At 29.7% G+C, this 24230-nt stretch carries 26 protein-coding genes; 3 read left to right on the top strand and 23 right to left on the bottom strand.

Annotated features, from left to right (window positions below; genetic code table 11):
• Nucleotides 1–157 precede the first annotated feature (157 nt).
• From KQI86_RS12500 to KQI86_RS12440, 13 genes are all read right to left on the bottom strand, one after another.
• Nucleotides 158–1012 (bottom strand): YitT family protein, encoded by an 855-nt coding sequence (locus KQI86_RS12500; protein WP_216439722.1) that lies wholly within the window; start codon nucleotides 1010–1012, stop codon nucleotides 158–160.
• Between the two features lie 26 nt (nucleotides 1013–1038).
• Nucleotides 1039–1386: a hypothetical protein gene (locus KQI86_RS20200; protein ID WP_246582794.1), complete on the bottom strand. Its 348-nt coding sequence runs from the start codon at nucleotides 1384–1386 to the stop codon at nucleotides 1039–1041.
• Between the two features lie 77 nt (nucleotides 1387–1463).
• A complete protein-coding gene (locus KQI86_RS12490) occupies nucleotides 1464–2405 on the bottom strand; it encodes a transketolase family protein (RefSeq protein ID WP_216439721.1) in 942 nt (313 codons plus the stop codon).
• Nucleotides 2405–3229, bottom strand: coding sequence for a transketolase (locus KQI86_RS12485; RefSeq protein ID WP_216439720.1), 825 nt, complete (start codon nucleotides 3227–3229; stop codon nucleotides 2405–2407). Before KQI86_RS12485 ends, KQI86_RS12490 begins: the two co-directional genes overlap by 1 nt.
• 70 nt (nucleotides 3230–3299) lie before the next feature.
• Nucleotides 3300–3653 carry a type II toxin-antitoxin system PemK/MazF family toxin gene (locus KQI86_RS12480; protein ID WP_216439719.1) on the bottom strand — a complete coding sequence of 118 codons (354 nt, stop codon included), beginning with the start codon at nucleotides 3651–3653 and terminating at the stop codon, nucleotides 3300–3302.
• The gene (locus tag KQI86_RS12475; protein WP_216439718.1) at nucleotides 3613–3933 is read right to left on the bottom strand and encodes a CopG family ribbon-helix-helix protein; all 321 of its coding nucleotides are present in this window, start codon (nucleotides 3931–3933) and stop codon (nucleotides 3613–3615) included. Before KQI86_RS12475 ends, KQI86_RS12480 begins: the two co-directional genes overlap by 41 nt.
• Nucleotides 3934–4042: 109 nt before the next feature.
• Entirely contained in the window at nucleotides 4043–5203 is a 1161-nt protein-coding gene (alr, locus tag KQI86_RS12470) for an alanine racemase (protein WP_216439717.1), read from the bottom strand.
• An 18-nt stretch (nucleotides 5204–5221) separates the two neighbouring features.
• On the bottom strand, nucleotides 5222–5827 hold the full coding sequence (locus KQI86_RS12465; protein WP_216439716.1) for a germination lipoprotein GerS-related protein: 606 nt from the start codon (nucleotides 5825–5827) through the stop codon (nucleotides 5222–5224).
• Between the two features lie 61 nt (nucleotides 5828–5888).
• Nucleotides 5889–7391, bottom strand: a complete 1503-nt coding sequence (locus KQI86_RS12460) for an NAD(P)H-hydrate dehydratase (RefSeq protein ID WP_216439715.1) — start codon at nucleotides 7389–7391, stop codon at nucleotides 5889–5891.
• Complete coding sequence (acpS, locus tag KQI86_RS12455; RefSeq protein ID WP_216440220.1) at nucleotides 7392–7766, bottom strand: holo-ACP synthase; 375 nt, start codon at nucleotides 7764–7766, stop codon at nucleotides 7392–7394. It abuts the gene before it with no gap.
• Nucleotides 7767–7846: 80 nt separating this feature from the next.
• The gene (locus KQI86_RS12450; protein WP_216439714.1) at nucleotides 7847–8200 is read right to left on the bottom strand and encodes a DUF6514 family protein; all 354 of its coding nucleotides are present in this window, start codon (nucleotides 8198–8200) and stop codon (nucleotides 7847–7849) included.
• A gap of 235 nt (nucleotides 8201–8435) precedes the next feature.
• The gene (locus KQI86_RS12445; RefSeq protein WP_246582793.1) at nucleotides 8436–8912 is read right to left on the bottom strand and encodes a COG2426 family protein; all 477 of its coding nucleotides are present in this window, start codon (nucleotides 8910–8912) and stop codon (nucleotides 8436–8438) included.
• Between the two features lie 110 nt (nucleotides 8913–9022).
• Nucleotides 9023–10318: a Na+/H+ antiporter NhaC family protein gene (locus KQI86_RS12440; RefSeq protein ID WP_216439713.1), complete on the bottom strand. Its 1296-nt coding sequence runs from the start codon at nucleotides 10316–10318 to the stop codon at nucleotides 9023–9025.
• A gap of 224 nt (nucleotides 10319–10542) precedes the next feature.
• Here KQI86_RS12440 and KQI86_RS12435 point away from each other — a divergent pair, with 224 nt between their 5' ends.
• Entirely contained in the window at nucleotides 10543–11721 is a 1179-nt protein-coding gene (locus KQI86_RS12435) for an NAD(P)/FAD-dependent oxidoreductase (RefSeq protein ID WP_216439712.1), read from the top strand.
• A 149-nt stretch (nucleotides 11722–11870) separates the two neighbouring features.
• Here KQI86_RS12435 and KQI86_RS12430 read toward each other — a convergent pair whose 3' ends face one another.
• The gene (locus KQI86_RS12430) at nucleotides 11871–12710 is read right to left on the bottom strand and encodes a YihY/virulence factor BrkB family protein (RefSeq protein WP_216439711.1); all 840 of its coding nucleotides are present in this window, start codon (nucleotides 12708–12710) and stop codon (nucleotides 11871–11873) included.
• A 164-nt stretch (nucleotides 12711–12874) separates the two neighbouring features.
• Here KQI86_RS12430 and KQI86_RS12425 point away from each other — a divergent pair, with 164 nt between their 5' ends.
• On the top strand, nucleotides 12875–13288 hold the full coding sequence (locus KQI86_RS12425) for a DUF3842 family protein (RefSeq protein WP_216439710.1): 414 nt from the start codon (nucleotides 12875–12877) through the stop codon (nucleotides 13286–13288).
• Nucleotides 13289–13347: 59 nt separating this feature from the next.
• Here KQI86_RS12425 and KQI86_RS12420 read toward each other — a convergent pair whose 3' ends face one another.
• From KQI86_RS12420 to KQI86_RS12380, 9 genes are all read right to left on the bottom strand, one after another.
• Complete coding sequence (locus KQI86_RS12420) at nucleotides 13348–13920, bottom strand: class I SAM-dependent methyltransferase (protein WP_216439709.1); 573 nt, start codon at nucleotides 13918–13920, stop codon at nucleotides 13348–13350.
• Complete coding sequence (locus KQI86_RS12415; RefSeq protein WP_216439708.1) at nucleotides 13913–14434, bottom strand: ECF transporter S component; 522 nt, start codon at nucleotides 14432–14434, stop codon at nucleotides 13913–13915. The genes KQI86_RS12420 and KQI86_RS12415 overlap by 8 nt, the downstream gene beginning before the upstream one ends.
• Before the next feature lie 164 nt (nucleotides 14435–14598).
• Nucleotides 14599–15477 carry a 4Fe-4S binding protein gene (locus tag KQI86_RS12410; RefSeq protein WP_216439707.1) on the bottom strand — a complete coding sequence of 293 codons (879 nt, stop codon included), beginning with the start codon at nucleotides 15475–15477 and terminating at the stop codon, nucleotides 14599–14601.
• A 119-nt stretch (nucleotides 15478–15596) separates the two neighbouring features.
• Entirely contained in the window at nucleotides 15597–16487 is an 891-nt protein-coding gene (locus KQI86_RS12405) for a LysR family transcriptional regulator (RefSeq protein ID WP_216439706.1), read from the bottom strand.
• 114 nt (nucleotides 16488–16601) lie between these two features.
• Nucleotides 16602–17456 (bottom strand): GGDEF domain-containing protein, encoded by an 855-nt coding sequence (locus KQI86_RS12400; protein ID WP_216439705.1) that lies wholly within the window; start codon nucleotides 17454–17456, stop codon nucleotides 16602–16604.
• On the bottom strand, nucleotides 17453–17803 hold the full coding sequence (locus KQI86_RS12395; protein ID WP_216439704.1) for a hypothetical protein: 351 nt from the start codon (nucleotides 17801–17803) through the stop codon (nucleotides 17453–17455). The genes KQI86_RS12400 and KQI86_RS12395 overlap by 4 nt, the downstream gene beginning before the upstream one ends.
• Nucleotides 17804–18165: 362 nt before the next feature.
• Entirely contained in the window at nucleotides 18166–18972 is an 807-nt protein-coding gene (locus KQI86_RS12390) for a mechanosensitive ion channel family protein (protein WP_343216171.1), read from the bottom strand.
• Between the two features lie 102 nt (nucleotides 18973–19074).
• Nucleotides 19075–20730 (bottom strand): hydroxylamine reductase, encoded by a 1656-nt coding sequence (hcp, locus tag KQI86_RS12385; protein ID WP_246582792.1) that lies wholly within the window; start codon nucleotides 20728–20730, stop codon nucleotides 19075–19077.
• A gap of 197 nt (nucleotides 20731–20927) precedes the next feature.
• The gene (locus KQI86_RS12380; protein WP_216439703.1) at nucleotides 20928–21986 is read right to left on the bottom strand and encodes a diguanylate cyclase domain-containing protein; all 1059 of its coding nucleotides are present in this window, start codon (nucleotides 21984–21986) and stop codon (nucleotides 20928–20930) included.
• Between the two features lie 205 nt (nucleotides 21987–22191).
• Here KQI86_RS12380 and KQI86_RS12375 point away from each other — a divergent pair, with 205 nt between their 5' ends.
• Nucleotides 22192–24201, top strand: a complete 2010-nt coding sequence (locus tag KQI86_RS12375; RefSeq protein WP_216439702.1) for a methyl-accepting chemotaxis protein — start codon at nucleotides 22192–22194, stop codon at nucleotides 24199–24201.
• Nucleotides 24202–24230 lie beyond the last annotated feature (29 nt).

The raw sequence follows: 24230 nt of genomic DNA, 5'->3' as shown, positions 1-24230 counted from the left end.
TAAAGACGACATTTAATAAAAAATTTATAATTGCTACAAATTTTTTTCAATTTGTTCTTATATTATAATTTTTCAATAAAATAATTTATTGTACAAAAAAAGAGCCGCCAAGCTCTTTTATATTTCGTAAATATATGATCAAATATTAAACTATTATCTATTCTTCTCCGGCTATATCCTTGAATCCTTCACCTAATACTTCGTGCACATCTCCAACAGTTATAAATGCTTTTTTATCTATTTCTTTTATGTATTCTTTTAATCTAATAAATTCCCTTCTACTAAGCACAGTATATAAAATATAAGTTTCTTTACGGGTATACGCTCCTATTCCATTGATAAACGTACATCCTCTTTCTAGCTCATCTATTATAAATTTACTTATTTCTTCACATTTATCGCTGACTACCATAACTTGCTTACATATGTTTAGCCCTTCAATCATAAAATCAATTACAAATCCATTGAACAAAACACTTAACAATGAATACATACCTATTTCTATACCAAAGGAAATTGCTGAAAAAATTGTTATTATGAAATCTATAGCAAGAAGTGATTTCCCAATAGGTATATTAAAAAATTTGCTAGCAATTTTAGCAATTATATCGGTACCACCTGTAGAAGCATTTTGATTAAATGTAATCCCCATACCAATACCAGCTATTATAGTACCAAAGGCAAAAGCTAAAAATAAATTATTAGTTAATGGCTCTGTGATTTTAAATACATCTTCTAACAACCATATAAAGCCTGATAAACTTAAACTAGCATAAATAGTTTTTCCACCAAACTTGCTACCTATGAAAATAAAAGCAATTATAAAAAGTATTACATTCATAATTAATGTTATAAGTCCAATACTTAGGAATGGAACAATATTATTAACGATTATAGCTATACCTATTACTCCACCTGCTGCTATCTTATTTGGAGCTAATAATAGGTTTGTTGATAAAGCAACCATAAATACACCTAAAGTGATAAAAAAATATTCTTTAAATTTTTTCATAATAACCCCTTCTTTTTTGCTTAGATTTAATTAGTTAAATACCATATAGAATCTTGAACTATTATTGAAAGTATTAGAATAAATAATGAAATGAAAAATATAGCAAAAGATAAATTAAATTTGCCAAAATAGGTCTTCCATTCTCTATCATAGTTTAAAGGTCTCATGGAGTTCTCATTAGTAAAGGATATAGCTGATATAAGTAATCCAATAAAAGATACATATTGTGACACTCTAGCTCCCCAGACAATAGAGCTCATAATATTTCCTTTGGTCACCATTAAAGTTATAACTCCACCTAATATAAATCCACCTAAAAATATAAATAAAGCTATCTTAATACTATATAGTATATCCTTTATATAATCTTTCATAGTATTCCTCACTCTCATGATCTTAATATAACAAATTGCTTTAGAAGTAAAACTTCTAAAGCAATTTGTTATATTAATTATTTCAAACTCAATCCTTTTTTAACTGCTTTAACGATTTCTTCAGCTGTTAATCCATAAACTTTTAACAATTCTTCAGGTTTTCCACTTTCTCCAAAAGTGTCTTTTACTCCTACTCTTACTACTGGAGCAGGGCTATATTCACTTACAACTTCACATACTGCAGAACCTAATCCTCCGATTATGCTATGTTCTTCAGCGGTTATAATTACTCCTGTTTCTCTCACCGCATTGATTATAGCATCCTTATCTATAGGTTTTATAGTATGTATATTTAAAACCCTAACTTTTATACCTTCTTCAGCTAATATATTATAAGCTTCCAAAGCAGCATCTACCATTATTCCTGTAGCAATTATAGTAGCCTCTTTTCCTTCTCTACATTTTACAGCCTTACCTATTTGAAATTCATATCCTTCAAAATCATTTATAACAGGTACAGCTGATCTACCAAGTCTTACATAGCAAGGACCGTTATATTCTGCTACAGCCTTTATAGCAGCTTCAGTTTCTATTCCATCTGAAGGTGAAATTACTACCATATTTGGTATGCTTCTCATTAAAGAGATGTCTTCCACTGATTGGTGGGAAGCTCCATCCTCTCCTACTGTTAATCCAGCGTGAGTGGCACATACTTTTACATTAAGCTTTGGATAGCATATTGAATTTCTAATTTGCTCAAAAGCCCTTCCAGTAGCAAATATAGCAAAGGTACTTACAAAAGGTATTTTGTCACAAGATGACATCCCCGCTGCTACGGTCATCATGTTTCCCTCAGCTATTCCCATATTAAAAAATCTTTCTGGGCATACTTTTTTGAAATCTGCTGTTTTAGTAGACTTAGATAAATCTGCATCTAAAACTACTACCTTTTCATTTTCTCTTCCAAGCTCTGCTAGAGCCTTACCATAAGCTTCTCTTGTAGCTATTTTAACTGCCATTATTCTTCCCCTCCTATTTCTTTTAATGCCTTTTCACATTGTTCTAAATTAGGAGCTGTTCCATGCCAACCAGCTTCGTTTTCCATAAAGGAAACTCCTTTACCTTTAATTGTTCTACATACAATAGCTGTTGGCTTATCTTCTACTTTTCTTGCTTCCTCAATAGCATTTATAATTTCTTCAAAGCTATGTCCATCAATGCTTATTACATTCCATCCAAAAGCCACAAACTTATCCGCAATTGGCTCTGGTGACATTACTTCTTTGCACGGACCATCTATCTGTAGACCATTATAATCAATAAATGCAGTCAAATTGCCTAACTTATAATGAGCAGCAGACATAGATGCTTCCCACACTTGGCCTTCTTCTAATTCTCCATCCCCAAGTAATGTATACACTCTATAACTTTTTTTATCTAACTTTCCCGCTAAAGCCATTCCTACAGCAGCAGAAATTCCCTGTCCTAAAGATCCAGTAGACATATCCACTCCTGGAGTTTCTTTCATATTAGGATGTCCTTGTAAAATTGATCCAATTTTTCTCAAAGTACTTAATTCATCTATATTAAAAAAACCTCTTCTAGCTAAAGTACTATATAAAACTGGAGCCGCGTGTCCTTTAGAAAGAACAAATCTATCCCTATCTAAATCCCTTGGATTTTCTGGGTTAATATTCATTTCTTTGAAATATAAAGTAGTTAAGATTTCAACTGCTGATAAGGAACCTCCTGGGTGTCCTGAACGTGACTCTGTAAGCATAGTTACGATATCTTTTCTAATTTTCTTAGCTACGCCTTTAAGTTCTTCTAAACTTCTACTCATCTTTTTACCCTCCTGTTAAAAAATATATCTATATTATATTATTACATAAAAGTAAGGGCTTAAAAAGCCCTCATTGTTTTAATCCAATACTTATCAAAAGTGAACCATCAACTTTTACCATATCTTCATCAGTCATGTGCCCAATTTTTTCTTTCAACCTTCTTTTGTCTAAGGTTCGTATCTGTTCAAGCAAAACAACTGAATCTTTGTTTAATCCATATTCCTCGGAAGATATTTCCACATGTGTAGGTAGTTTTGCTTTATTTATCTGTGAAGTAATGGCTGCTACAATAACAGTTGGACTATATTTATTTCCAACATCATTTTGTATAATTATAACAGGTCGTACGCCCCCTTGCTCTGATCCAACCACGGGGCTCAAATCAGCATAAAATATATCTCCTCTTTTCACTATCGTCGTCATCGGACAAATCACACCCCGAAAGCTTCGCTTCATATTCTTTTAATTCATTAGCGTCACTTGCAAAGCCCATCTCTGCAATTTCCAAATTTATATTAGCCATCTCTATATAACCTTTTTTCATTTGTTCTATTTCTCTATATAATTTTTTCTCTTCTATATATAATATTATAGCTTCCCTTATAAATTCACTTCTTTTTTTAGAATCCTCTTTTAGTGCATTATTAAATTCATTATTTAGTGTTTCTGAGAGGTTTACAACTAATCTCTTTGAGCTTGACATTGAATTTCAATACCTCCTATTAACCTATGCATAGATATGTACAAGACAATTATAATCCTTTATTTAATACAATGTCAAAACAATTTTAGTTCTTCAATTTTTATCCAGCCTAGACATAGTTCCTTATTTTTACTATCTCATTACCTTTTAAGTATACCCTAGGAACTCTTTTACTAATCATACATATTACTTCATAATTTATAGTTCCTATCTTTTCTGCTATTTCTTCTGCATTAATGCTTAGCCTTTCCCCTTCTCCCATTAGTATAACCTCATCACCTATCTTAACATTAGGAACATCTGTTATATCTATCATACACTGATCCATGCATATTTTCCCAATTACAGGGGCATATTCGCCATTTATTATAACTTTAGCTTTCCCGAATAAGAATCTAGTGTATCCATCTGCATAACCCACAGGTAATGTCGCTATAACACTCTCTCTTTCAGTTCTAAAAGCTCTCCCATAACTTATATATTCTCCTGCGCCCATTTCCTTTATATGCACTATATTAGTTTTCAGTGACATAACAGGCTTTAATTTAATTTTTTCTTTATTTATCTCTTCTGAAGGATAATACCCAAACATTATTATTCCTGGCCTTACAGCTTCTAAATGGGTTTCTGGCAAATCTATAATTGCTGCACTGTTAGCAACATGCCTTATATTTACATTAATACCTTCTTCTTTTAGTTTATTACAAAACCATTTGAATTTTTCAAACTGCATATTTGTATAACCCTTATCCTCCTCGTCTGCTGAGGAGAAGTGTGAAAATACACTTTCAAGTATTATATTTGGCAATTTGCTTATTTTATATACCTGTTCTATTCCATGTAAATCAGGTTTGAACCCTATTCTACCCATACCCGTATCCAGTGCTATATGAATCTTTGCAACCTTATTATTTTTAACTGCCATACTACTTATTTTTTCAGCTAAGTCATAGTTGTACACTGTCTGTTCAATATCATATTTTAAAAGGCTTTCTATTAACCTATCAGGAGTAAAGCCCAGTATCATTATAGGACAGGTTACTCCTCCTCTTCTTAATTCCACAGCTTCATTAGCAACAGCTACAGCAAGTCTTGTAGCTCCATTTTCCAATAATGTAGATACAATGTCTAATGCACCATGACCGTAGGCATCAGCCTTTACTACCGCTATTATTTCTTTACTCTTTGAAATTCTCCTAATTTCCTTCATATTGTGAGACAAATTATCTAAATTTACTTCTACCCATACAGGTCTTAAGTGCCTAAACAAATTTTTCACCTTCTTCAACTATAAATTAAATAAGTTTTCATCTATTTCTTCATTAGGAATAAAGTTTTTGTAATTAACCCTTACCTTAATCCTATTATTATCATCTAGTATTTCTAATCTCTCTGGTAAATAATTATCTTTATTTAAATAAATTATGCCTTTAACTAAATTTCTATTCATATATGGCATATGGAGTTCAACCATAACATATTCAATACCTTCTATACTCTTAGAAGATATCTTAATTTCTTCATCAGTATACATCAATTTTATATATTCGCTAACCATACTGATATTAAATATTATATCAAAATCTCTATCTACAGTATACTTCATATTTGACTTTAAATCATTAACATATGTCTTATTATTTTTATATATAAAGACCCTACTATCCCCTACTTCTACTCTTCCTCCGATTTTCCTATCATAATATTGTTTACAATTATATTCTAATGCTTGTTTATCATTTACTAATATTATATTACTCTCAGCGCTATAACTTTTTAAATTTTTAATGTAATCCACAGCTTTTTCATCTTTATGTGAAGCTTTGCTATAAAAGAGCAAAGGGATAGAAATCACAAAAAAAACAACAGGAATTGCCCACAACCACTTCTTCATTATTTTCCTCCCCATATAATTTGGTTTATATTATTAATACTATCCCTGTTATTCATTTATTCTATAAATTTTGAATTTTTTTCATTCCATAAGGCAGATATCGGAGTATATGGCTAGCATTCACACAAAACATTTCCTTTGAAAGCTTATCTCCACAATAACCATGAATATATGCACCTAATGCCGCTGCTTTAAGTGGGCTATATCCTTGTGCTAACAAAGAAGCTATAATTCCCGTAAGGCAATCTCCCATTCCCCCTGAAGCCATTGCACTATTGCCTGTCGAGTTTACTATAAGGCTTTCACCATCTGTAATAATCGTGTAATATCCTTTTAATAGCAATACTACTCCATATTTTTCAGCAAAATCCTTAGCTATTTCTATTCTATTTTCCTTTATATAATCTATAGGTTTATCTATAAGTCTAGCCATTTCACCTAAATGAGGAGTCAATATCAAATTATTTTTTTTCTCTTTAAGTATATTTATATCATTCTTTATCACATTTAACCCATCTGCATCTATTACTAAAGGACAATCTGAATTTTGTATAACATTTACTAATATTTTAAAGGTATCTTCACTATTACCCATACCTGGTCCTATGGCTATACTATTACTCTTCTTAATCATTTCATTGAATTTTTTTTCATCTTCAATAGAGATTAGCATAGCTTCAGAAACCTTACATGCCAAACTTTCTAAGATATCCTCTCTAGTACACAACGTAACTAAACCCGCTCCACTTTTTACTGCTCCCTCTGTGCATATATAAGCTGCTCCCGTATACCCCTTGGATCCCGCAATGACTGCAACCCTCCCATAATCACCTTTGTGAGAGTATTTATCCCTTACCCCTATCTTACTCCTTACCATATCTTCATCCAATATAAATTCTTTTTGGTGAAATTTATCTTCGATGAATTCAGGAATACCTATATCTTCAACTATTAACTCACCAAGCAAATTATGAATTTCATAATTTAAGAATCCTCTTTTATATAATTGAAAAGTCACAGTTTTATTAGCCCTTATACAATTGCCTAACACCTTACCGTTATTGCTATCCAATCCTGATGGTATATCAACAGCTAATATATAGGAGCTATTTTCATTTATTACTGATATCACAGTAGAGTATATATCTTTTACTTTACTATTTAGTCCAGTTCCAAATATACTATCAATAGTTATATCACTTCTTTCTAATGTTTCCCTTAAATTATTTATATCTTCTATATTGTTAATAGTATGTATTCTTAGTCCCATATTCTTAAGAATGGAGTAGTTTACATAACAATCCTTACTCATATTTTTTTCTTCACCTATTAAAAATACATCTACTTTTTTTCCTAAGCTATATAAATGTCTGCATACCGCAAAACCATCCCCACCATTATTACCTTTGCCGCAAACTACTACAAAATTATTGAATTTCTCTAGTGGAATATTTTTTATAACCTTAATAGCAGCATTTTCCATAAGGACAATGCCAGGAATTCCTATATTATCTATGCAGTATTTGTCTATATTTTTTATGATTTGAGAAGTGCCTACTTTCAATTAATACACCTCCAGTACAGCATAAGCTATAGCATTTTCTCTATTATGAGATATAGTTATATGAAAATTATAATCTTTATCCTTAGCTACACCTTCTCTTGCATTGCCATACAAATTAATTATTGGTTTTCCTAATTCATCTCTTAATATTTCAATGTCTTTCATAGAGAAATTTCTGAATCCAGTACCTAATGCTTTTGATGCTGCTTCCTTTGCAGCAAAGTTACCTGCTATACTATTTACTCTGAACCCTACTGATTTGAAATATTCTCTTTCCCCTTGCGTAAATATCTTTTCTAAAAATTTAGGATTTCTTTCAATAGCTATTCTTATTCTTTCTATTTCGATAATATCACTACCAATTCCTATAATCAAAACATTCACCTCTCTATATCTCCGTATCTATACATTTATTATATAAAGAAAATAGAGGTTCTCACCTCTATTACATAATTTTAATTCATTGCTATATCCATTAGTTCTTTATCAAAGTCTACTATATATTCATCTATATAATCTCCCAAAATATCTATTAAATGAATCGGCGATACACTGTTGTCATAAAGAAGTTTTAAAAGCTTATGTACTTTATATCTTTGAGGGCTAATACCCCTAACATAATTTCTTTCAATATTTATTACTTTTCCATCTTTAATATCCTGTCTTTCAACTTCTATTCCATAAGCCTGAACTTCAACCGATTGATTAGAATAATTTAGACTTATATTACTCTTTAGCATTCTATAATAATAACTATGCTCCATTTCATCAGTCTTAACACTTCTCATTATGTTTTCCACTATTACCATAACCAACCCCCCAAAATGTGTACAACCTCTTTTACATAATACTAACACTATAAAATAAAAAAAGTTGTCACATCTTGAAAAGCAAGTAAAATAAGTTATGTCAACAATATGACATTATTACCTTTCAAATATTTTAAAAAATAATATTGTGCAAATTATTTTCTAGTATGTGGAAATGAATCTAATATTTCCTGTCGAATTCAGAATATTTTGTCTACATCTTTTTTCCTATTAATTAGAACATACTTGGAAAGATTATACATCCTAAAGTTATTAGTGCCGCAGATATTATTCCACCTAAAGCTGCGCATAAAAAAGACTTTTTGAAGTCTAATCCTAAAAAGGCTGCTATTGCACTTCCTGTCCATAAACCTGTAGTAGGCAATGGTATTGCAATAAATGTGATGAGTCCTAGCTCTTTGTATTTTTCCATCTTACCAGTATTCTTTCTTATTTTATTTTCTATTATATTATTTAAAGGATCAAAAAATTTATATTTCTTCATCCATTTAAAAATATAATTAAATAAAAGTAATATAAATGGAACTGGAAGTAAGCTTCCTAAAAAGCTAATTAAAAATACTAAAGACGGATCCATATTAGCTATAAATATTCCATATGGTATAGCCCCTCTTTGCTCTATAATTGGCACTGCCGACATAAAAAACACTATAAGACTTTCCATTTCCTTCTCCTTATAATCAATAAGCATTAAAGGTTTCTCCTTTAATACATTATAATAACACTTTTAAAGTATTTTCAACACAAATTTGCATATAGGAAATGATATATAACTTCTCTTATGAATATATGGTAAATTTATTAATCCTTGATTCTAGTTACTTTAGAATGTCCTATGAGTATGGTAATCACCGCAGATATTCCCATTAAATATGGATAATATAAATATTTCATTATTAAAATAGGAGATATTTTTGCTAAACTTGCTGCCGCTAACAATTGAGCTCCATATGGTATTACTCCTTGACAAAGACAAGAGAATGTATCTAATATACTAGCTGATCTTTGTGGCTCTATTCCATATTCAGTGGATATATTCTTGGCTAAAGGTCCTACCATTACTATTGCTATAGTATTATTTGCTGTACATATATCTACAATTGATACAAGTAATGCTATTCCAAATTCAGCCCCTCGTTTTGACTTAACTTTTCTATTAATAAAGCTTAATAGATAATCTATTCCCCCATTATACTTAATTACTTCAATGGTACCACCAATTATAAGAGATATAATTACAAGCTCTGACATTCCATCAATTCCCTTAGCTACAGATTGAAGTATTTCAATGAAAGTCATCTCTCCAGTTGCTAATCCGATAATTCCTGAAAAAGTTATTCCTCCCACAAGAATCATAATTACATTAATACCCATTAACGCCGCTATCAATACAGATAAATAGGGTAAAACCTTAATAATGCTAAAACTTTCACTTGAAGTTACAACGGAATTATTCCCTGCTGTAATTATTGCAAATATAATAGCTGTAATTATTGCTGCTGGAAGTACTATAAAAAAATTAGTTTTAAACTTGTCCTTTAAATTACATCCCTGTGTTTTTGTTGCAGCTATTGTAGTATCGGAGATCATGGATAAATTATCTCCAAACATAGCTCCCCCAACTACAGCACCTAAAATCAAAGCTAAAGAAATTCCAGTTTTATCACTCATTCCAATAGCCATTGGCGATAAAGCTACAATTGTACCTACTGATGTACCTATGGATAATGATATAAAGCAAGCAATTATAAATATTCCTGATACTAATAAATTGCTAGGTAAAATCGAAAGGCCTAAGTTTACAGTGGATTCTACTGCACCAATATCTTTTGCTACTTGTGCGAAAGCACCTGCTAAAATAAATATTATACACATGAGTATAATATTTTCATCTCCTGCACCTTTACAAAACACTTCTAGTTTCTTCGACATATTCTCTTTTCTATTAATCATTAATGCCGTAATGCCTGAAATTAAAAATGGAACACTAACAGGCATAGCATAAAAATCCTTAGATATCAGTGAAATGGATAAATATAATACTATAAATAATATCAATGGTAATAATGCTATTGCATTCCCTTTACTTTGCTTCATTTATCTCCCCCCATAAGCAGTTAATACTCCCATATTTTTCTATATAATAAAAAAGCTCCTTGCACAAAATACAAGAAGCACTTTGTTATTTTAGCACAATAAATAATATTATGTCAACATATTAATACAATATGGTGTTAATCCATAATTAAGCAATTGTGTAATTTCATAGGATATATTAAAATTATATATAGATTCCAATTAATATAAAGAGGTGCTGAGTTATGAATAAAGAAAACTATATTATAATCGGAAACGGAGCTGCAGGATTTTATGCTGCAGATAGGGTAAGAGAGAAAAGTAAACATTCTGACATAACTATAATATCTACAGAAAATGAAATAAGCTATTACAGACCATCACTTTCATCATACTTATCTAAAGATAAATTAGAAGATACATTTTATCTAGCTAAAGAAGATTGGTACAAAAAAAATAATATTAAACTTATGCTAGGAAAATCTGTAGAACTGATTGATACAGAAAGCAAAAAAATATTTTTTGAAGATGGAGAATTTATTTTTTATAGTAAACTAATACTTGCAAATGGAAGCCATAATTTTATTCCTCCAATACCTGGAAATGATAAAAAAGGCGTTTTTTCATTAAAATCTCTTTGTGATGCAGAAGAAATAAAATCTTATGCTAAAGACTGCAAAAAAGCAATTGTTATAGGAGGAGGGCTTTTAGGGCTTGAAGCCGCCTGGGAACTAAAGCAACGTGGACTAGAAGTTACAGTAGTAGAATTCTTTGAAAGGCTATTACCAAGACAGCTGGACGAGAAGGGTTCTAGATTGTTTAAAAGTTCTGCTGAAAAAAGTGATATAGAATTTATTTTAGGTGACTCTCTCCAAGAAATTATGGGAGATGAAAAGATTACAGGAGTTAAACTTAAAAGCGGTAATTCTTTAGATGCAGATCTTCTATTATTCTCCGTGGGTATTAGGGCTAATAAGGATCTAGCATCAAAATCAGGTATTTCAACAAATAATGGTATAATCGTTAATAATAGAATGGAAACTAATATAAAAGATATTTACGCTTGTGGAGATGTAGCAGAACTCAATAGTCGAATTTATGGTAACTGGCCTGCTGCTGTAAAAATGGGTAAAACGGCAGGTGATAATGCCACTGGAGAAAATCAAACATTTGAAGACTTTGTTCCAACCCTTGTGTTTACTTCAATGAATACTAGAGTATTTTCCTGTGGTAACTGCCATGATGATTTCGAACAATTTTCATATGAAAATCCTGAAAAAGGACTTTATTATAAATACTTTTTTAAAGACGATAAATTATGTGGAGCAATGCTTTTAGGAAATATAGCCCTTTCATCTAAAATAACTAGTTGGATTAAAAAAGAATATTCAAAAAAACAGGTTTTATCTGAGAAATTTATATAAATATCTTCTCCCTCAGGAAATGGTAAAGGATAGTACTTAGATTTATACAAGATACTATCCTTCTTCTTTGTTGAAAATTTTTATAAATAATGCTCCAACCTTTAATATTCATTTTATGCAAATCTTATCATTTAGTCATTATAGTCTACTTAGATTAAATGTCTTTTTCTTCTATCAAAAGCAATAAAAGCATTAATCTCTCCGCCAATTATTATTACCATTGAAGTTATATATAGCCAGGTTAATAATACTATCACCGCTCCAATGCTACCATATAATCTGGAATAATTCGCAAAATTATTTACATAAAAAGCAAACCCAATAGAAGCTATTATCCATCCTAAAGTAGCAAATATAGCCCCAGGGAATACCTCTTTCCAACTTAATTTTCTGCTAGGTATATATCTATAAATTAAAGCAAATACAAATATCATAGAAACCAAAATTATAGAATATCTAATTATGTTCCATATAAAATTATAAAATTTACTCAATCCAAGTTTATATATCAAAAATGACCCTAAAATATTACCAAACACTAATAGTGCTATTGTCAAAATTATTAAAAATCCTAATCCTAAAGTACTTATAATAGATATAATTGTAACTCTTAATAGGGATCTTTTTTCTTTTTCATCGTAGGCTTTATTAATACCCTTTATAACGCTTCTAAATCCACTTGATGCAGTCCATATAGTAAAAATAATACTGAAGGACATTAAATTTGTATTTCTAATAGTAAATATCTCCTTTATAGTTGAATGAACTAATTGATAGGCAGTATCCGGAAGTATATTACTCATTTCTCTCAAAATAAATTCACTATCTATAGGGCTATATCCTATTAGTGTTGTTACAAATATTAAAAATGGAAAAAAAGATAGCAAAAGGCTGTAGGATAGCTGAGAAGCTAGCGCAGGCACCTCGTCATCAAATATTCTTTTTATTAATGATGCTATATTAATCACTATCTTCTTAAACAATAACATTCACTCTCCAAGGTATTTATTTATAATTATTATACTATATAGAAAAGAATAAGAGAAAACATATAGTTATAATTTGAAAATTTACATAAATTATTATGCATATGGTACAAAAATCCTATATAATTATTTAAAGATAGTATTTTAGATATTCGGAGGTAGTATTAATGAAAGTTGCTGTAATTGATGGGCAAGGAGCTGGATTAGGAAAAACTATAATAAAAAAACTAAAAAAAGATACAGATTTAGATGTATGTGTCATTGCCCTTGGTACAAACAGTTTAGCCATGAGCAATATGGTTAAAAGCGGGGCTGATATAGGACTCTGCGGAGAAGATAATATATGCAACTATCTAAGAAATGAAGAAATTGATTGCTTAGTAGGTCCAATCGGAATTATTTGTAACGGTGGAATAAATGGAGAAGTCACCTCTGAAATATCTAATATAATTTTTCAAATAGAATGCACAAAATATCTCTTTCCATTGCAAAAACATGGGATATACATACCTGGTACAAGAAATTTGCAAATTAAAGAAATAATTGAAGAGATAATTCTAGATATAAAATCTTATGATTGATTTAGAAAAATTGAATTATTTAAAAACCCCATGATCTTCATGGGGTTTTATAATTTATTTTATCTTTTCACAGCAGAAATATAGTACATATCCTCATTATCTATAGATTTTTCAACTTCAAAATATTTACTCATAATATTAGATGTAACCTCTACTGATGGAAGCATATGATCTTTTACACTATCATTTTTTTTATGTATGTTGTTTATTCTCTCTTTGCTTTCTGAGTGAGCTATTACAATCTTGCCATTAATGTTCAATAATTTATGAAGATGTAAAAATAACTTATCTTTATCTATAAAATGAGGATACACGGAATATAGAAATATATACTCAAATTCTCCTTCATGGAAATCCATAATATCACTAACTATAAATTCTACATTATCATTATTGTACTTACTTTTTGCCACTTCTATCATGTTCTCAGACAAATCTACTGCCTTTATAACTATAGGTGAACACTCTAATAAGTATTTCACTAATACGCCAGTACCTGTCCCAACATCTAGAATCTTAGAATTTTCTCTAATATTAGATAAATTTATTATTTCTCTAAGCTTTTTATCGTCATGGTTACATATTTCATCCCACTTACTTGCTAAATTATTAAAAAACTCTCTATCATTCACTTATGTTCACCATCCTAGTATTTTTATCTAATCCCTTTACTATAACAGGAATTAAAACTAATTGGATTAGTATTCCCCAAACAGGTTTGATAAAAGCATTACCTAAAAATATTGCTAGCGCATAAGGTTTTCCCCCTAAAGTTAATAAGAAATAATTTAAAGTGCCTGAAACAGCCCTCCCTATAAGCATAGCAGATATTAATGATACATACATGTTATAATTTTTGTCCTTAAAAAGATACCCGGATAGAAATCCATAAGTAGCTAGCTCAAAGGCCATGGCTATGGCCACAGGGTATAGAGGTGGCATTCCTGATACTAAGAAATTTAAATAAGGTGTAATGAACCCAATAACTAGTCCATATTTTTTTCCTAAAATAAATCCACATAGTAACACTGGTATGTGCATAGGTAAAAATATTGTTCCTGGAAGACCAGTTGTATGGAATATGTAAGGTATAATTATACCTATGGCTAAAAACACACTTCCCTTTACTAACGATTTAGTATTCATAATAAAACCCTCCTTTAAAAATAAAAAAGGTAGGGAGAATTTTCCCCTACCTTCGTGGTACAGAATAAGTAATTTAGTATTTCTTAATAACTGCAAAATATAACTATAAAATCAAAAGAGATTTTCGTAATCTCTTTTTTATTATAACATATTTATACAATTTATCAAATATTGCTAAGATTCTGTTTAAAGCTTTCAATACCTATTCTATCTATTAAACTGCCGAACCTTTCTCCCGCTTTCCCCTGATCCTTATAAATATAAACTGCCTTCTCAATAATATCTAAGGCCTCTTCTACTGTATATATCTCTCCTAAGTCGTCTCCAATTTTAGGTTGCTTTCCCCATTTGCCACCTAGAAATATTTTAACTCCCTCTTTATCAAGGGATATTGATCCAAAATGGCAACTATCTATACATTTCCCACAATTATTACATTTATCAAAATCTATATAAATTTTTTCTTCTATAACCTTTGCTGCTCCCATTTTACATTTAGTTTCAACAATACAATTGTTACAAGCAATACATTTCCCATTTTCAATCTTAGGCTTTCTTTGACCTACAATTCCAAAATCATTTAATTCTGGTTTTATACAATTATTAGGACATCCCCCCACGCCTATTTTAAATTTATGTGGAAGCTTCATGTCATAAAATCCTAAATAAAATCTTTCATGAACCTCTCTTCCAATCTTTTGCGTGTCTATTAATCCATGGGTACAAACCGTTCCTTTACAAGGTACAATAGGTCTTACTCTATTACCTGTCCCTCCTGAGTACAAACCCACTTCTTTTAATTCTTTTTTCACTTTTTCAATATTTTCATACTTAATTCCTGGTATTTCAATAGTTAGCCTTACTGTGAAACTAACATGTCCATAACCATATTTGTCCGCAATTTCCCCTATTTTAGATATCTCTTTCTCTTTTAATGTACCATCTACAGTTATTACTCTACAAATAAAATCTTCTTTATTGTTTTGTAATATAAACCCTTCTCCTTTTAGCTCTTTTATCTTTTCCTCACTTATATTTATCATTTCAGCCTCCTATATTAACACGGATTATTAAATTCACTATTTTTATGTTACTACGGAGGCAATATTAAGTCCAATTAGAATTCATTATGATATTATAAATTCTAATTATAATAAATTCATCATTCCAAATCATTTTCAACACAAAATTTTAGAAAATGATCCACAAATTCTTCATTGAAATTGTCAATATAAATAAAGTTAAATTCCCTAGTCATATGAAATTTTTTAATAGGAACAATCTTTAATAACCCTCTTTTTTCATCATCTTTTACTGACTCTCTAGATAAAATTGTACATCCGAGATTAGATTTTACTAATGATAATATAGCAGTTATATTTCCTATTTCCATATATGGGTTTATATCATGCTCTTCTAATCCTGCTTCTATCACATAATCTTGAAATGCTTGCCTAGTACCAGAGCCCTTTTCTCTTAATATCAGCTTATTATTTAATACCTGTTCTATAGATACTTCTTTCATATCTGCAAATTCATGTTCAGGAGATACTATTAATGCTAATTCATCTTCTCTAAATTTTTTATATTTTAAATTGGACTTATTAAAGGCTCCTTCTACTATACCTAAATCTATTTCCCCTCCATGTAGTAATTTAACTACAGTTTCCGTGTTTTCCACCTTCATTATAATATCTATATTATTATAAATTTTCTTGTACTCTCCAATTATATTTGGAAGAACATATCCTCCAATAGTGAGAGTTGCTCCTATTCTATATTTTTTAATAATAGATCTTCTATTTTTTAATTCATACTTTATATTTTTACTCATGGATTCCATTTTAATTGCATTATCAAAAAGATATTTTCCCTCTTCAGTTAACATCATTTTTTTATTCTTTTTAATAAATAATTTAACATTATAATATTCTTCTAGCCATTTTAAATGTTGTGATACTGCTGGTTGAGTAATGTTTAATATGTTGGCAGCCTTAGTAATATTTCCAACCTTTCCAACAACAATAAAACTAATTATTCTAAAATCTAACATATTCATACTCCTCTATTCAATTAGTATCTATAGTATCTATAAATATTTATTTAAATAAAAACATAAAACATGGATGCTTTTAATTTTAAACATCCATGTTAAACCTTAACCTTATTATATCACTTCCGCGATTTCACCTGAATAAACAATTACACCACATTTTTCTTTCTTAGCTTTTGTAGAAGCCATGCTAGCAAAATTTATAAGTTGTAAAATATATTTAAATAATTCATTTTTATCTTTACGCGCTTCATTATGAGATATACCTATTGATATACTCACATTTATATCATTAACAAAAGTATAATTAGATATTATATTTATCAAATTCTTAGCTAAAGATTCACATTTTTCTACAGTATATGAAGTTAATATAAGAAATTCATCTCCCCCAAATCTTGAAAGAAAAACTTCATCATTTGGTATGTTATCTCTAAGTAATTTTGATAATTGCTGTAATATAACATCTCCAACAATATGTCCATATTTTTTATCTATATATCCAAAATTATTTATATCTATAAATGCAAAAGAAATATAATTGTTTTTATAAATTAGCTTTAAAGCATTATAGTATATATAGTCATTCTTATAAAGTCCAGTCAATAAATCAAAGTATCTTCCAAGTTCAGCATCTATAATAGATTTATTAATTACCCCTACAACTTTATTGGCTTTTAGTACTAAGAGTAAATCCGTACCTTTGTCGAGCATACATTTTGCTTCCCACAAAAACATATTTTCGTCTATATATTGATATCTATCTGTCATTGCATCAACAGCTAATCTATTAGGATGGCAGTTAATTAAATCCTTTTGAGTTATTACTCCAATTATACTCCCCTTTTCTTCAACTAAAAAACAACCTATTCCTTTATTTAATATGCTCTCGCCTATATTACTCACACATAATAAAGCATCTATTATAATAAACTCTGTTAGCATTATATCAGAAACTTTTCTTATCATAGCTCTATTGATTTGCTAACTTGCAAAGTAATATTTATTAAAGCTTTTACTATCATATATTCGTTAGCAATCTTTCCCCCTTCCTCCATAATTAAATTTACAAGTGTTTCTTTTGGCAATATATTAAGTAATGATTTTTTTATAACAATTGCTTCTATGCATTTATGTTCTATTTTAATTATTTCATACTGATCAGGAGATAAAATGTTTACCATTCTCCTTGCTGATTCTGGTCCAAGAGGCGATTTTTTACCTACAAGCAAGGCATCTTGCATTGGAGGCATTTCAAACTCAGAAAATTTCATATTTATTTCTGCTTTTTTACTACTTTCCATACTATAGTTCATGCTAAAACCACCTTTTAACAATTTCACTAAACATTTTAACATAGTTACCCTAAATTATCCATTTTATTTACATAATTTTTCTTTTTATAATATATTATTACTTATATTACAAATATAGTTTTTAATATAATTTAATTAAATTTATTATTCAAAACATTTTTTCTTGTAAAATAAATATTTATGGAATATTTTATCACAATTAGTAGCTTTTAAATACTATATTTTTATTAAATCGTAATAAGTTGCTTGCACATAAAAAACTCCTACTTAATTTTACATAAGTAGGAGTTTTAAGAAACTTCCTTAGTTAAAATTCAACCTCATAGTAAGGTTATCATTATAAAAGACTTATTTTAAAATACTTATTTATTATACATATGAACATCCATTTGAGGGAATGGAATAGTAATTCCTTCTCTATCAAAGCCTAACTTGACTTCTTCTTGAAGATGGTGATATATAGTCCAATAATCACTATTATTACACCAAACTCTAATTATTAAATTAATAGAATTATTTCCATATTCACCTACTGCTACAAAAGGTTCTGGATCTTTAAATATAAGAGAGTTACTATTTATAGTTTCCTTAATTATATTTTTAGCTTTTACAATGTCATCATGATAGCCTATGCTAAATTTTAAATCCACTCTCCTATGCTCCTCAGCAGAGTAGTTAATTATTTTTCCGTTTGCTAGTTCCCCATTAGGTATTATGATCTTTTTATTGTCGGCTGTATTCATATATGTATATAGAAGTTGTATCTCCTTAACAGTTCCAGAATATCCTTGAGTTTCAATATAATCTCCAACATTAAAGGGTCTAAATATCAATACTAATATTCCCCCTGCAAAATTAGATAAACTGTCTTTTAAGGCAAGACCAACTGCTACTCCTGCGGCACTCAATACAGCTAAAAAAGTAGTTATTGGTATTCCTAACATAGAAGCAATCGTTAAGAATAATACAATCCTTAAAATCATCGTTAAAATGGACTTTATAAAGGAATGCAGCGATACGTCTATCTTACTCTTTTTTAATGATTTATCCATAACATTTAAAAATACTCTAATTATCCAGCGTCCTAAAAATAATACTATTAATATTTCTATAAATTTTATTCCATATGAACTAGCAACTATATCTAATATTTTGCTCTTTATACTCACAATCTTTCCTCCTTTTAAAGTATTTTAAATTTATTCTAACATAAAATATAATAACTTGTAAAAAGGAAAAGCTACCCTTTAAAAGAGTAGCTTTTTAATAATTTAACTTCCTAATATCGTCTTTAAATCTTCTTCTGGCGTGGATATAGGTTTAATATTAAACTTATCTATTAACACTTGTAGAACAGTAGGTGAAATAAAGGCTGGCAAAGTAGGCCCTAAATAAATATCTCTAATCCCTAAAGATAGCAAGGTTAATAATATACACACTGCCTTTTGCTCATACCAAGATAATATCATGGAAAGAGGCAATTCATTTATATCACATTTAAATGCATCTGCTAAGGCTAATACTATTTTAATTGCTGAGTAGGCATCATTGCATTGTCCCAAATCTAATAATCTTGGGAAGTCTCCTATTTTACCAAAATCCAATTTATTGAATCTGTATTTACCACAAGCAAGAGTTAGTATAATTGTGTTTTTAGGAGTCTTTTCTGCAAATTCGGTATAATAATTTCTGCCCGGTCTAGACCCGTCACATCCTCCTATTAAGAAGAAGTGTTTAATCTTTTCAGCTTTTATCGCTTCAATAATTTGGTCTGCAATAGAAATTACTGCATTGTGACCAAAGCCAACTATAATCTTCTTTTCTGGTTCATCCTCTGTCCATCCTCCTAATTCTATTGCCTTATTTATAATAGTTGTAAAATCCTTCTTTCCATTTACTTCTTCAATATGAGCTATATCTGGCCACCCAACTATACTTGTTGTAAATATTCTATCTTTATATGACTCTCTAGGCTTTTGCAAACAGTTTGTAGTCATTAAAATACATCCAGGTATGTCATCAAATTCCTGCTGTTGTTCTTGCCAAGCTCCGCCAAAGTTTCCTATAAGATGCTTATATTTTTTTAATTCTGGATAACCATGACTAGGAAGCATTTCACTATGGGTATATATATTTACTCCCTTACATTCAGTTTGTTCTAATAATTCTTTTAAATCCCTTAAATCATGACCTGAAACTACGATAAATGGTCCTTTCTTTTTAGTGATAACAACTTCTGTAGGTTCAGGATTTCCATTGATCTCCGTGTTAGCTCTATCCAATAATTCCATGCATTTTAAGTTTACTTTTCCAAATTTCATTATTAAATTAAATAGTTCATCAACAGTTAGATTATCATTGGTAACAGCTGAAAAACCCTTAAAAAAGAACTCACCAACTGTTTCATCCATTTTTCCTAATACATGTGCATGGTGAGCATAGGCTCCCATACCCTTCATTCCATAGATTAATGTTTGTCTTAAGGAACGTATGTCAGCATCTAATGAATCATCATACATTATTCCTGCTTTTCTAGCGTCCTCCAGCATCTCATCTTCATTATCTGGCAATATGTACTCTGCTGCACATGGAATATTATCCTCAATACCTTTTGTTTTAAATTTAAGAATCTCTTTTATTTTTTGGGCTTCTTTTAAGTATTCAATGAATCTTTCCGGATCAAAATTTACATTAGTTAGTGTAGAAAAAGAAGCATCCATCATAAACTTCTGTATTTCTGGATCTATTTTTTCTCCCTTCTCTATTAACTTCTGTCCATAAAATCCTATTCCTTTTAATTGATAAATAAGCAAATCCTGAAGAGCTGCTACCTTTGCATCTTTGCCGCAATTTCCAAATTTAGTGCAACCTTTTCCTCCTATTGTCTGCTCGCATTGATAGCAAAACATAGAATCTACTTTAGCCATAATATTGCCTCCTCTGATAATACTTAATTGTATTAGTGTTCCAAACAGAGTTATTTTTATCCCGTAGCTAAACAGTTCTAATTCATATCCTCATAAGTTTTACTAAATTCCTGAATAAATTATTTTAAGCTTCAGTTGGAGCAAGTATTACTTATAAAGCAAACTCCATCTGAAGCTAATAATCATTTTAAAAATCTTCATAAATTTAAATTAATATTTTCAATTCTCCATTCAACTACAGTATTTTTCCCTAAATTTTTTGCAGTAAGATTTGCTTTTTCAGCCTTTCCAACTATATCCCCAATATTACTACCATGATCTGGATATGAAGAAATACCTATAGATACAGTTATAGGGTAAATCCATCCCCTGGTCTGACGTTCCACTTCAAATCTAATCTTCTCTGCATATTTAGTACTATTTATTCTATCTACTTCTCTTAAAATTACTAAAAACTCATCTCCTGTAAGCCATCTAAACACTTTATGCTGACTCCCTAAAGTATCTACAATAATCCTGGATAAATTATATATCATTTCATTTCCATGCTGATAACTTATTTTATTGTAGCGCTTTAAGTTATCTCCATCAATAAAAAGTATACTAAAAATTTCTCCAGTACATTCGCTTTCTTTTATTAAATTTGCCAAATATGATTTAGCCGCTCTATGATTACCTAATCTACTTATATCGTCCGTGAAAGCTAAACTTAGACTCTCAATTATACGTCTACTAAAGCTATCAATTAAATGTTTCATCCATTTTATCTGGGCGAAATCTCTATTTTTATTGCCTTTAACAATACCTATGTACTTATTTAATATCATATGATAAATTTCATTAATAGAACAAATACTCTCTGTATAATCTAATAATAATATACTTAAATCAACGTCAGAAATGCTATATGCACTCATATAATCAATAAAAGTAGATTTTATTAAATGAGATATTTTTGCTGCCTCGTTATTAGATGTATTAGGCAGTACAATTGTAAATTCATCCCCATCTGTTCTATATACAAAATGATTATTACTTAAAGTTGCTTTTATTATATTAGACAACTCTTTTAAGCAATAATCCCCTATTTCTCTTCCAAACTTTTTATTTATTATAGTAAAATTTTCAATTTCTAATATAATTATTGACCCATTATCCCCAAATAATTTCTTTGTATCTGATAAAATAAATTGAAAAAAATTCGGTAAATCAGTTACAGCATCTGTCTGTACATTATCCCCCAAAACCCAAATCAAAGAAATCGCCCCTTTTAATATAATAATTTCCTATTTTTTCTATATTGTAATTTCATTTTAAAGAATATATTTCATATTGTCAATTTTAAATCAATAATTAACATAAATTTAGAAGTTATTATAATTTATAAGCCTTTCCATGGACACCAATTGTTGGAAATGATAAAATTAAGTAACTAATTATTTTATCTGGGGGGGAGTAGAGTTGAATATCAAAAAAAAAATTACAACTTACTTTATATTTATTATATTAATCATAATATCTGTTACTAGCTCCATAAGCTATTACGTTTCTAATGATATTATACAAAAGCAATCTAATGCTTCTATAATCCATACTGCGCATTATCAGGCAAATAATATCTCTGATATGATAAAACAATATGAATTGGGACTAAAAGCTCTTTCTACTAATTCAGATATTATAAACTTCCTTATAGGGAAAGAAAAAACTTCACATAAATCTAATGAAGCGCTAAAAAAATATGCTGATGGCATGAACGAGTTAGAGCATGTATTTGTTGCTGATAAAAATGGCCTTATAGTTTCAGATAGCGATCCTAAAACTATAGGCACAGATTTGAAAGATAGAGAATATATAAAGATTACTCTCGAACAAAATACTAGCTACATAAGTGAGATATTAACTTCAAAAGTTACAAACAAAAATATTCTTGTATTTACTTATCCCATAGTAAATAATGGAGAAGTTGTAGGTCTTATCGCATCACCTGTATTTTGTGATGAGTTAACCAAGCATCTATCTGACTCTAGATTAGCAGGTTCCCCATCTAGCTATGCATATTTAACAGACTCAAAAGGTACTATGATTTCTCATCCTGAGGATACAAAGATAGGAAAGCCTGTTGAGAATATTGCTATAAACTCAGTTTTAGAAAAATTATCAAAGGGTGAAAGTTTAGAGTTTAAGACTCTAAGTTATGAATTTGGGGGAAAAGAAAAAATAGCTTCATATTCTCTTGTACCCAAAACAAGATGGCTAGTAGTAATGTCTGCAGATTTATCTGAAATAAAAGCTCCTATTGATAGAATGATTACTCTTTTAGTTATATCTAGTATTATATTAGCTGTAATATCGGCCATTGGTTCATATTTACTTTCTTTAAGAATATCTAAACCCATAGAAAATATTACGACGTTAGTTGAAGCTACAGCTAATTTTGATTTCACTGAAAAAAATGAATATGTAAAATTATCTTTAAGTAAAGACGAAACTGGTGTAATGGCAAAATCCATGAATAAAATGCGTGAATCATTAAAAGATATGACTTTATTGCTGTTAAAATCATCTAAAGATATAAATGAAAGTGCTGAATTTATAAAAGTTCTTACTAGTTCCGTACAAGATGCTACTGGAGAGAATTCAGCTACTACTCAGCAATTATCCGCTGGTATGGAAGAAACAGCTGCTTCCACCGAAGAGATAAACGCTTCTATGGATGAAATAGCTAGTAATATTGAAGAAATTTCAATAAAATCCATGGAAGGATCTAATTTATCTAATGACATAATAGACAGGGCAACTTCACTAAAACAAGAAACCATAAAATCTATAGATAGTGCTAACGTCATATATGATGAAATAAAAGTTGACTTTGAAAAATCCATTGAGCAAGCTAAAACAGTAGACCAAATAAACTTGTTAACATCTACAATACTAGAAATAACAGAGCAAACCAATCTATTAGCACTCAATGCTTCTATAGAGGCTGCTAGAGCTGGGGAAGCTGGCCGTGGATTTGCTGTAGTGGCCGATGAAATAAAGAAGCTTGCCGAACAATCTTCCAGTACCGCAGGCAAAATACAGGAAGTTGTAAACATGGTTCATATGGCTTTTAAAAATATGACCGTTAACGCAAGAAAAGTTTTAAACTTTATTGAAACCAGCGCCAATAGTGATTATAAAAATTTCTTGAATGTCAGCGAGCAATATAGTATTGATGCAAGTACAATAAATGAGTTAATGGAAAAAATAAATTCCTCTGTGCAGGATCTAAACAGTTCAATGCATAATATTATTACTGCTATTAACGGAGTAGCATCAACAGTTAATGAAGGTGCCAAAGGGGTTTCCGATATAGTTGAAAAAAATGAAGATATAGTAGACAAAGTGCTGGAAGTAGATAAAAATATTGCTACAAATATAGAGTATGCAAAAATGCTAAAAGACATCGTATCAAAATTTAAAGTTTAAAAAATTACAAAGGTCATATAATATGACCT

It is taken from the genome of Clostridium mobile, assembly GCF_018918285.1.
GTDB classification, from domain to species: domain Bacteria; phylum Bacillota; class Clostridia; order Clostridiales; family Clostridiaceae; genus Clostridium_AW; species Clostridium_AW mobile.
This window is presented reverse-complemented; position numbering and strand designations above follow the sequence as displayed.

Bases quoted from the DNA above. Each gene is read 5' to 3' on its own strand.
- KQI86_RS12410 (WP_216439707.1), bottom strand. From the start codon at position 15,477: ATGATAAATATAAGTGAGGAAAAGATAAAAGAGCTAAAAGGAGAAGGG.
- KQI86_RS12480 (WP_216439719.1), bottom strand. From the start codon at position 3,653: ATGACGACGATAGTGAAAAGAGGAGATATATTTTATGCTGATTTGAGC.
- KQI86_RS12465 (WP_216439716.1), bottom strand. From the start codon at position 5,827: ATGAAGAAGTGGTTGTGGGCAATTCCTGTTGTTTTTTTTGTGATTTCT.
- KQI86_RS12425 (WP_216439710.1), top strand. From the start codon at position 12,875: ATGAAAGTTGCTGTAATTGATGGGCAAGGAGCTGGATTAGGAAAAACT.
- KQI86_RS12485 (WP_216439720.1), bottom strand. From the start codon at position 3,229: ATGAGTAGAAGTTTAGAAGAACTTAAAGGCGTAGCTAAGAAAATTAGA.
- KQI86_RS20200 (WP_246582794.1), bottom strand. From the start codon at position 1,386: ATGAAAGATTATATAAAGGATATACTATATAGTATTAAGATAGCTTTA.
- KQI86_RS12430 (WP_216439711.1), bottom strand. From the start codon at position 12,710: ATGTTATTGTTTAAGAAGATAGTGATTAATATAGCATCATTAATAAAA.
- KQI86_RS12440 (WP_216439713.1), bottom strand. From the start codon at position 10,318: ATGAAGCAAAGTAAAGGGAATGCAATAGCATTATTACCATTGATATTA.
- KQI86_RS12415 (WP_216439708.1), bottom strand. From the start codon at position 14,434: ATGAATACTAAATCGTTAGTAAAGGGAAGTGTGTTTTTAGCCATAGGT.
- KQI86_RS12450 (WP_216439714.1), bottom strand. From the start codon at position 8,200: ATGGTAATAGTGGAAAACATAATGAGAAGTGTTAAGACTGATGAAATG.
- KQI86_RS12445 (WP_246582793.1), bottom strand. From the start codon at position 8,912: ATGCTTATTGATTATAAGGAGAAGGAAATGGAAAGTCTTATAGTGTTT.
- KQI86_RS12405 (WP_216439706.1), bottom strand. From the start codon at position 16,487: ATGTTAGATTTTAGAATAATTAGTTTTATTGTTGTTGGAAAGGTTGGA.
- KQI86_RS12475 (WP_216439718.1), bottom strand. From the start codon at position 3,933: ATGTCAAGCTCAAAGAGATTAGTTGTAAACCTCTCAGAAACACTAAAT.
- KQI86_RS12490 (WP_216439721.1), bottom strand. From the start codon at position 2,405: ATGGCAGTTAAAATAGCTACAAGAGAAGCTTATGGTAAGGCTCTAGCA.
- KQI86_RS12500 (WP_216439722.1), bottom strand. From the start codon at position 1,012: ATGAAAAAATTTAAAGAATATTTTTTTATCACTTTAGGTGTATTTATG.
- KQI86_RS12400 (WP_216439705.1), bottom strand. From the start codon at position 17,456: ATGATAAGAAAAGTTTCTGATATAATGCTAACAGAGTTTATTATAATA.
- hcp (WP_246582792.1), bottom strand. From the start codon at position 20,730: ATGGCTAAAGTAGATTCTATGTTTTGCTATCAATGCGAGCAGACAATA.
- KQI86_RS12395 (WP_216439704.1), bottom strand. From the start codon at position 17,803: ATGAACTATAGTATGGAAAGTAGTAAAAAAGCAGAAATAAATATGAAA.
- KQI86_RS12435 (WP_216439712.1), top strand. From the start codon at position 10,543: ATGAATAAAGAAAACTATATTATAATCGGAAACGGAGCTGCAGGATTT.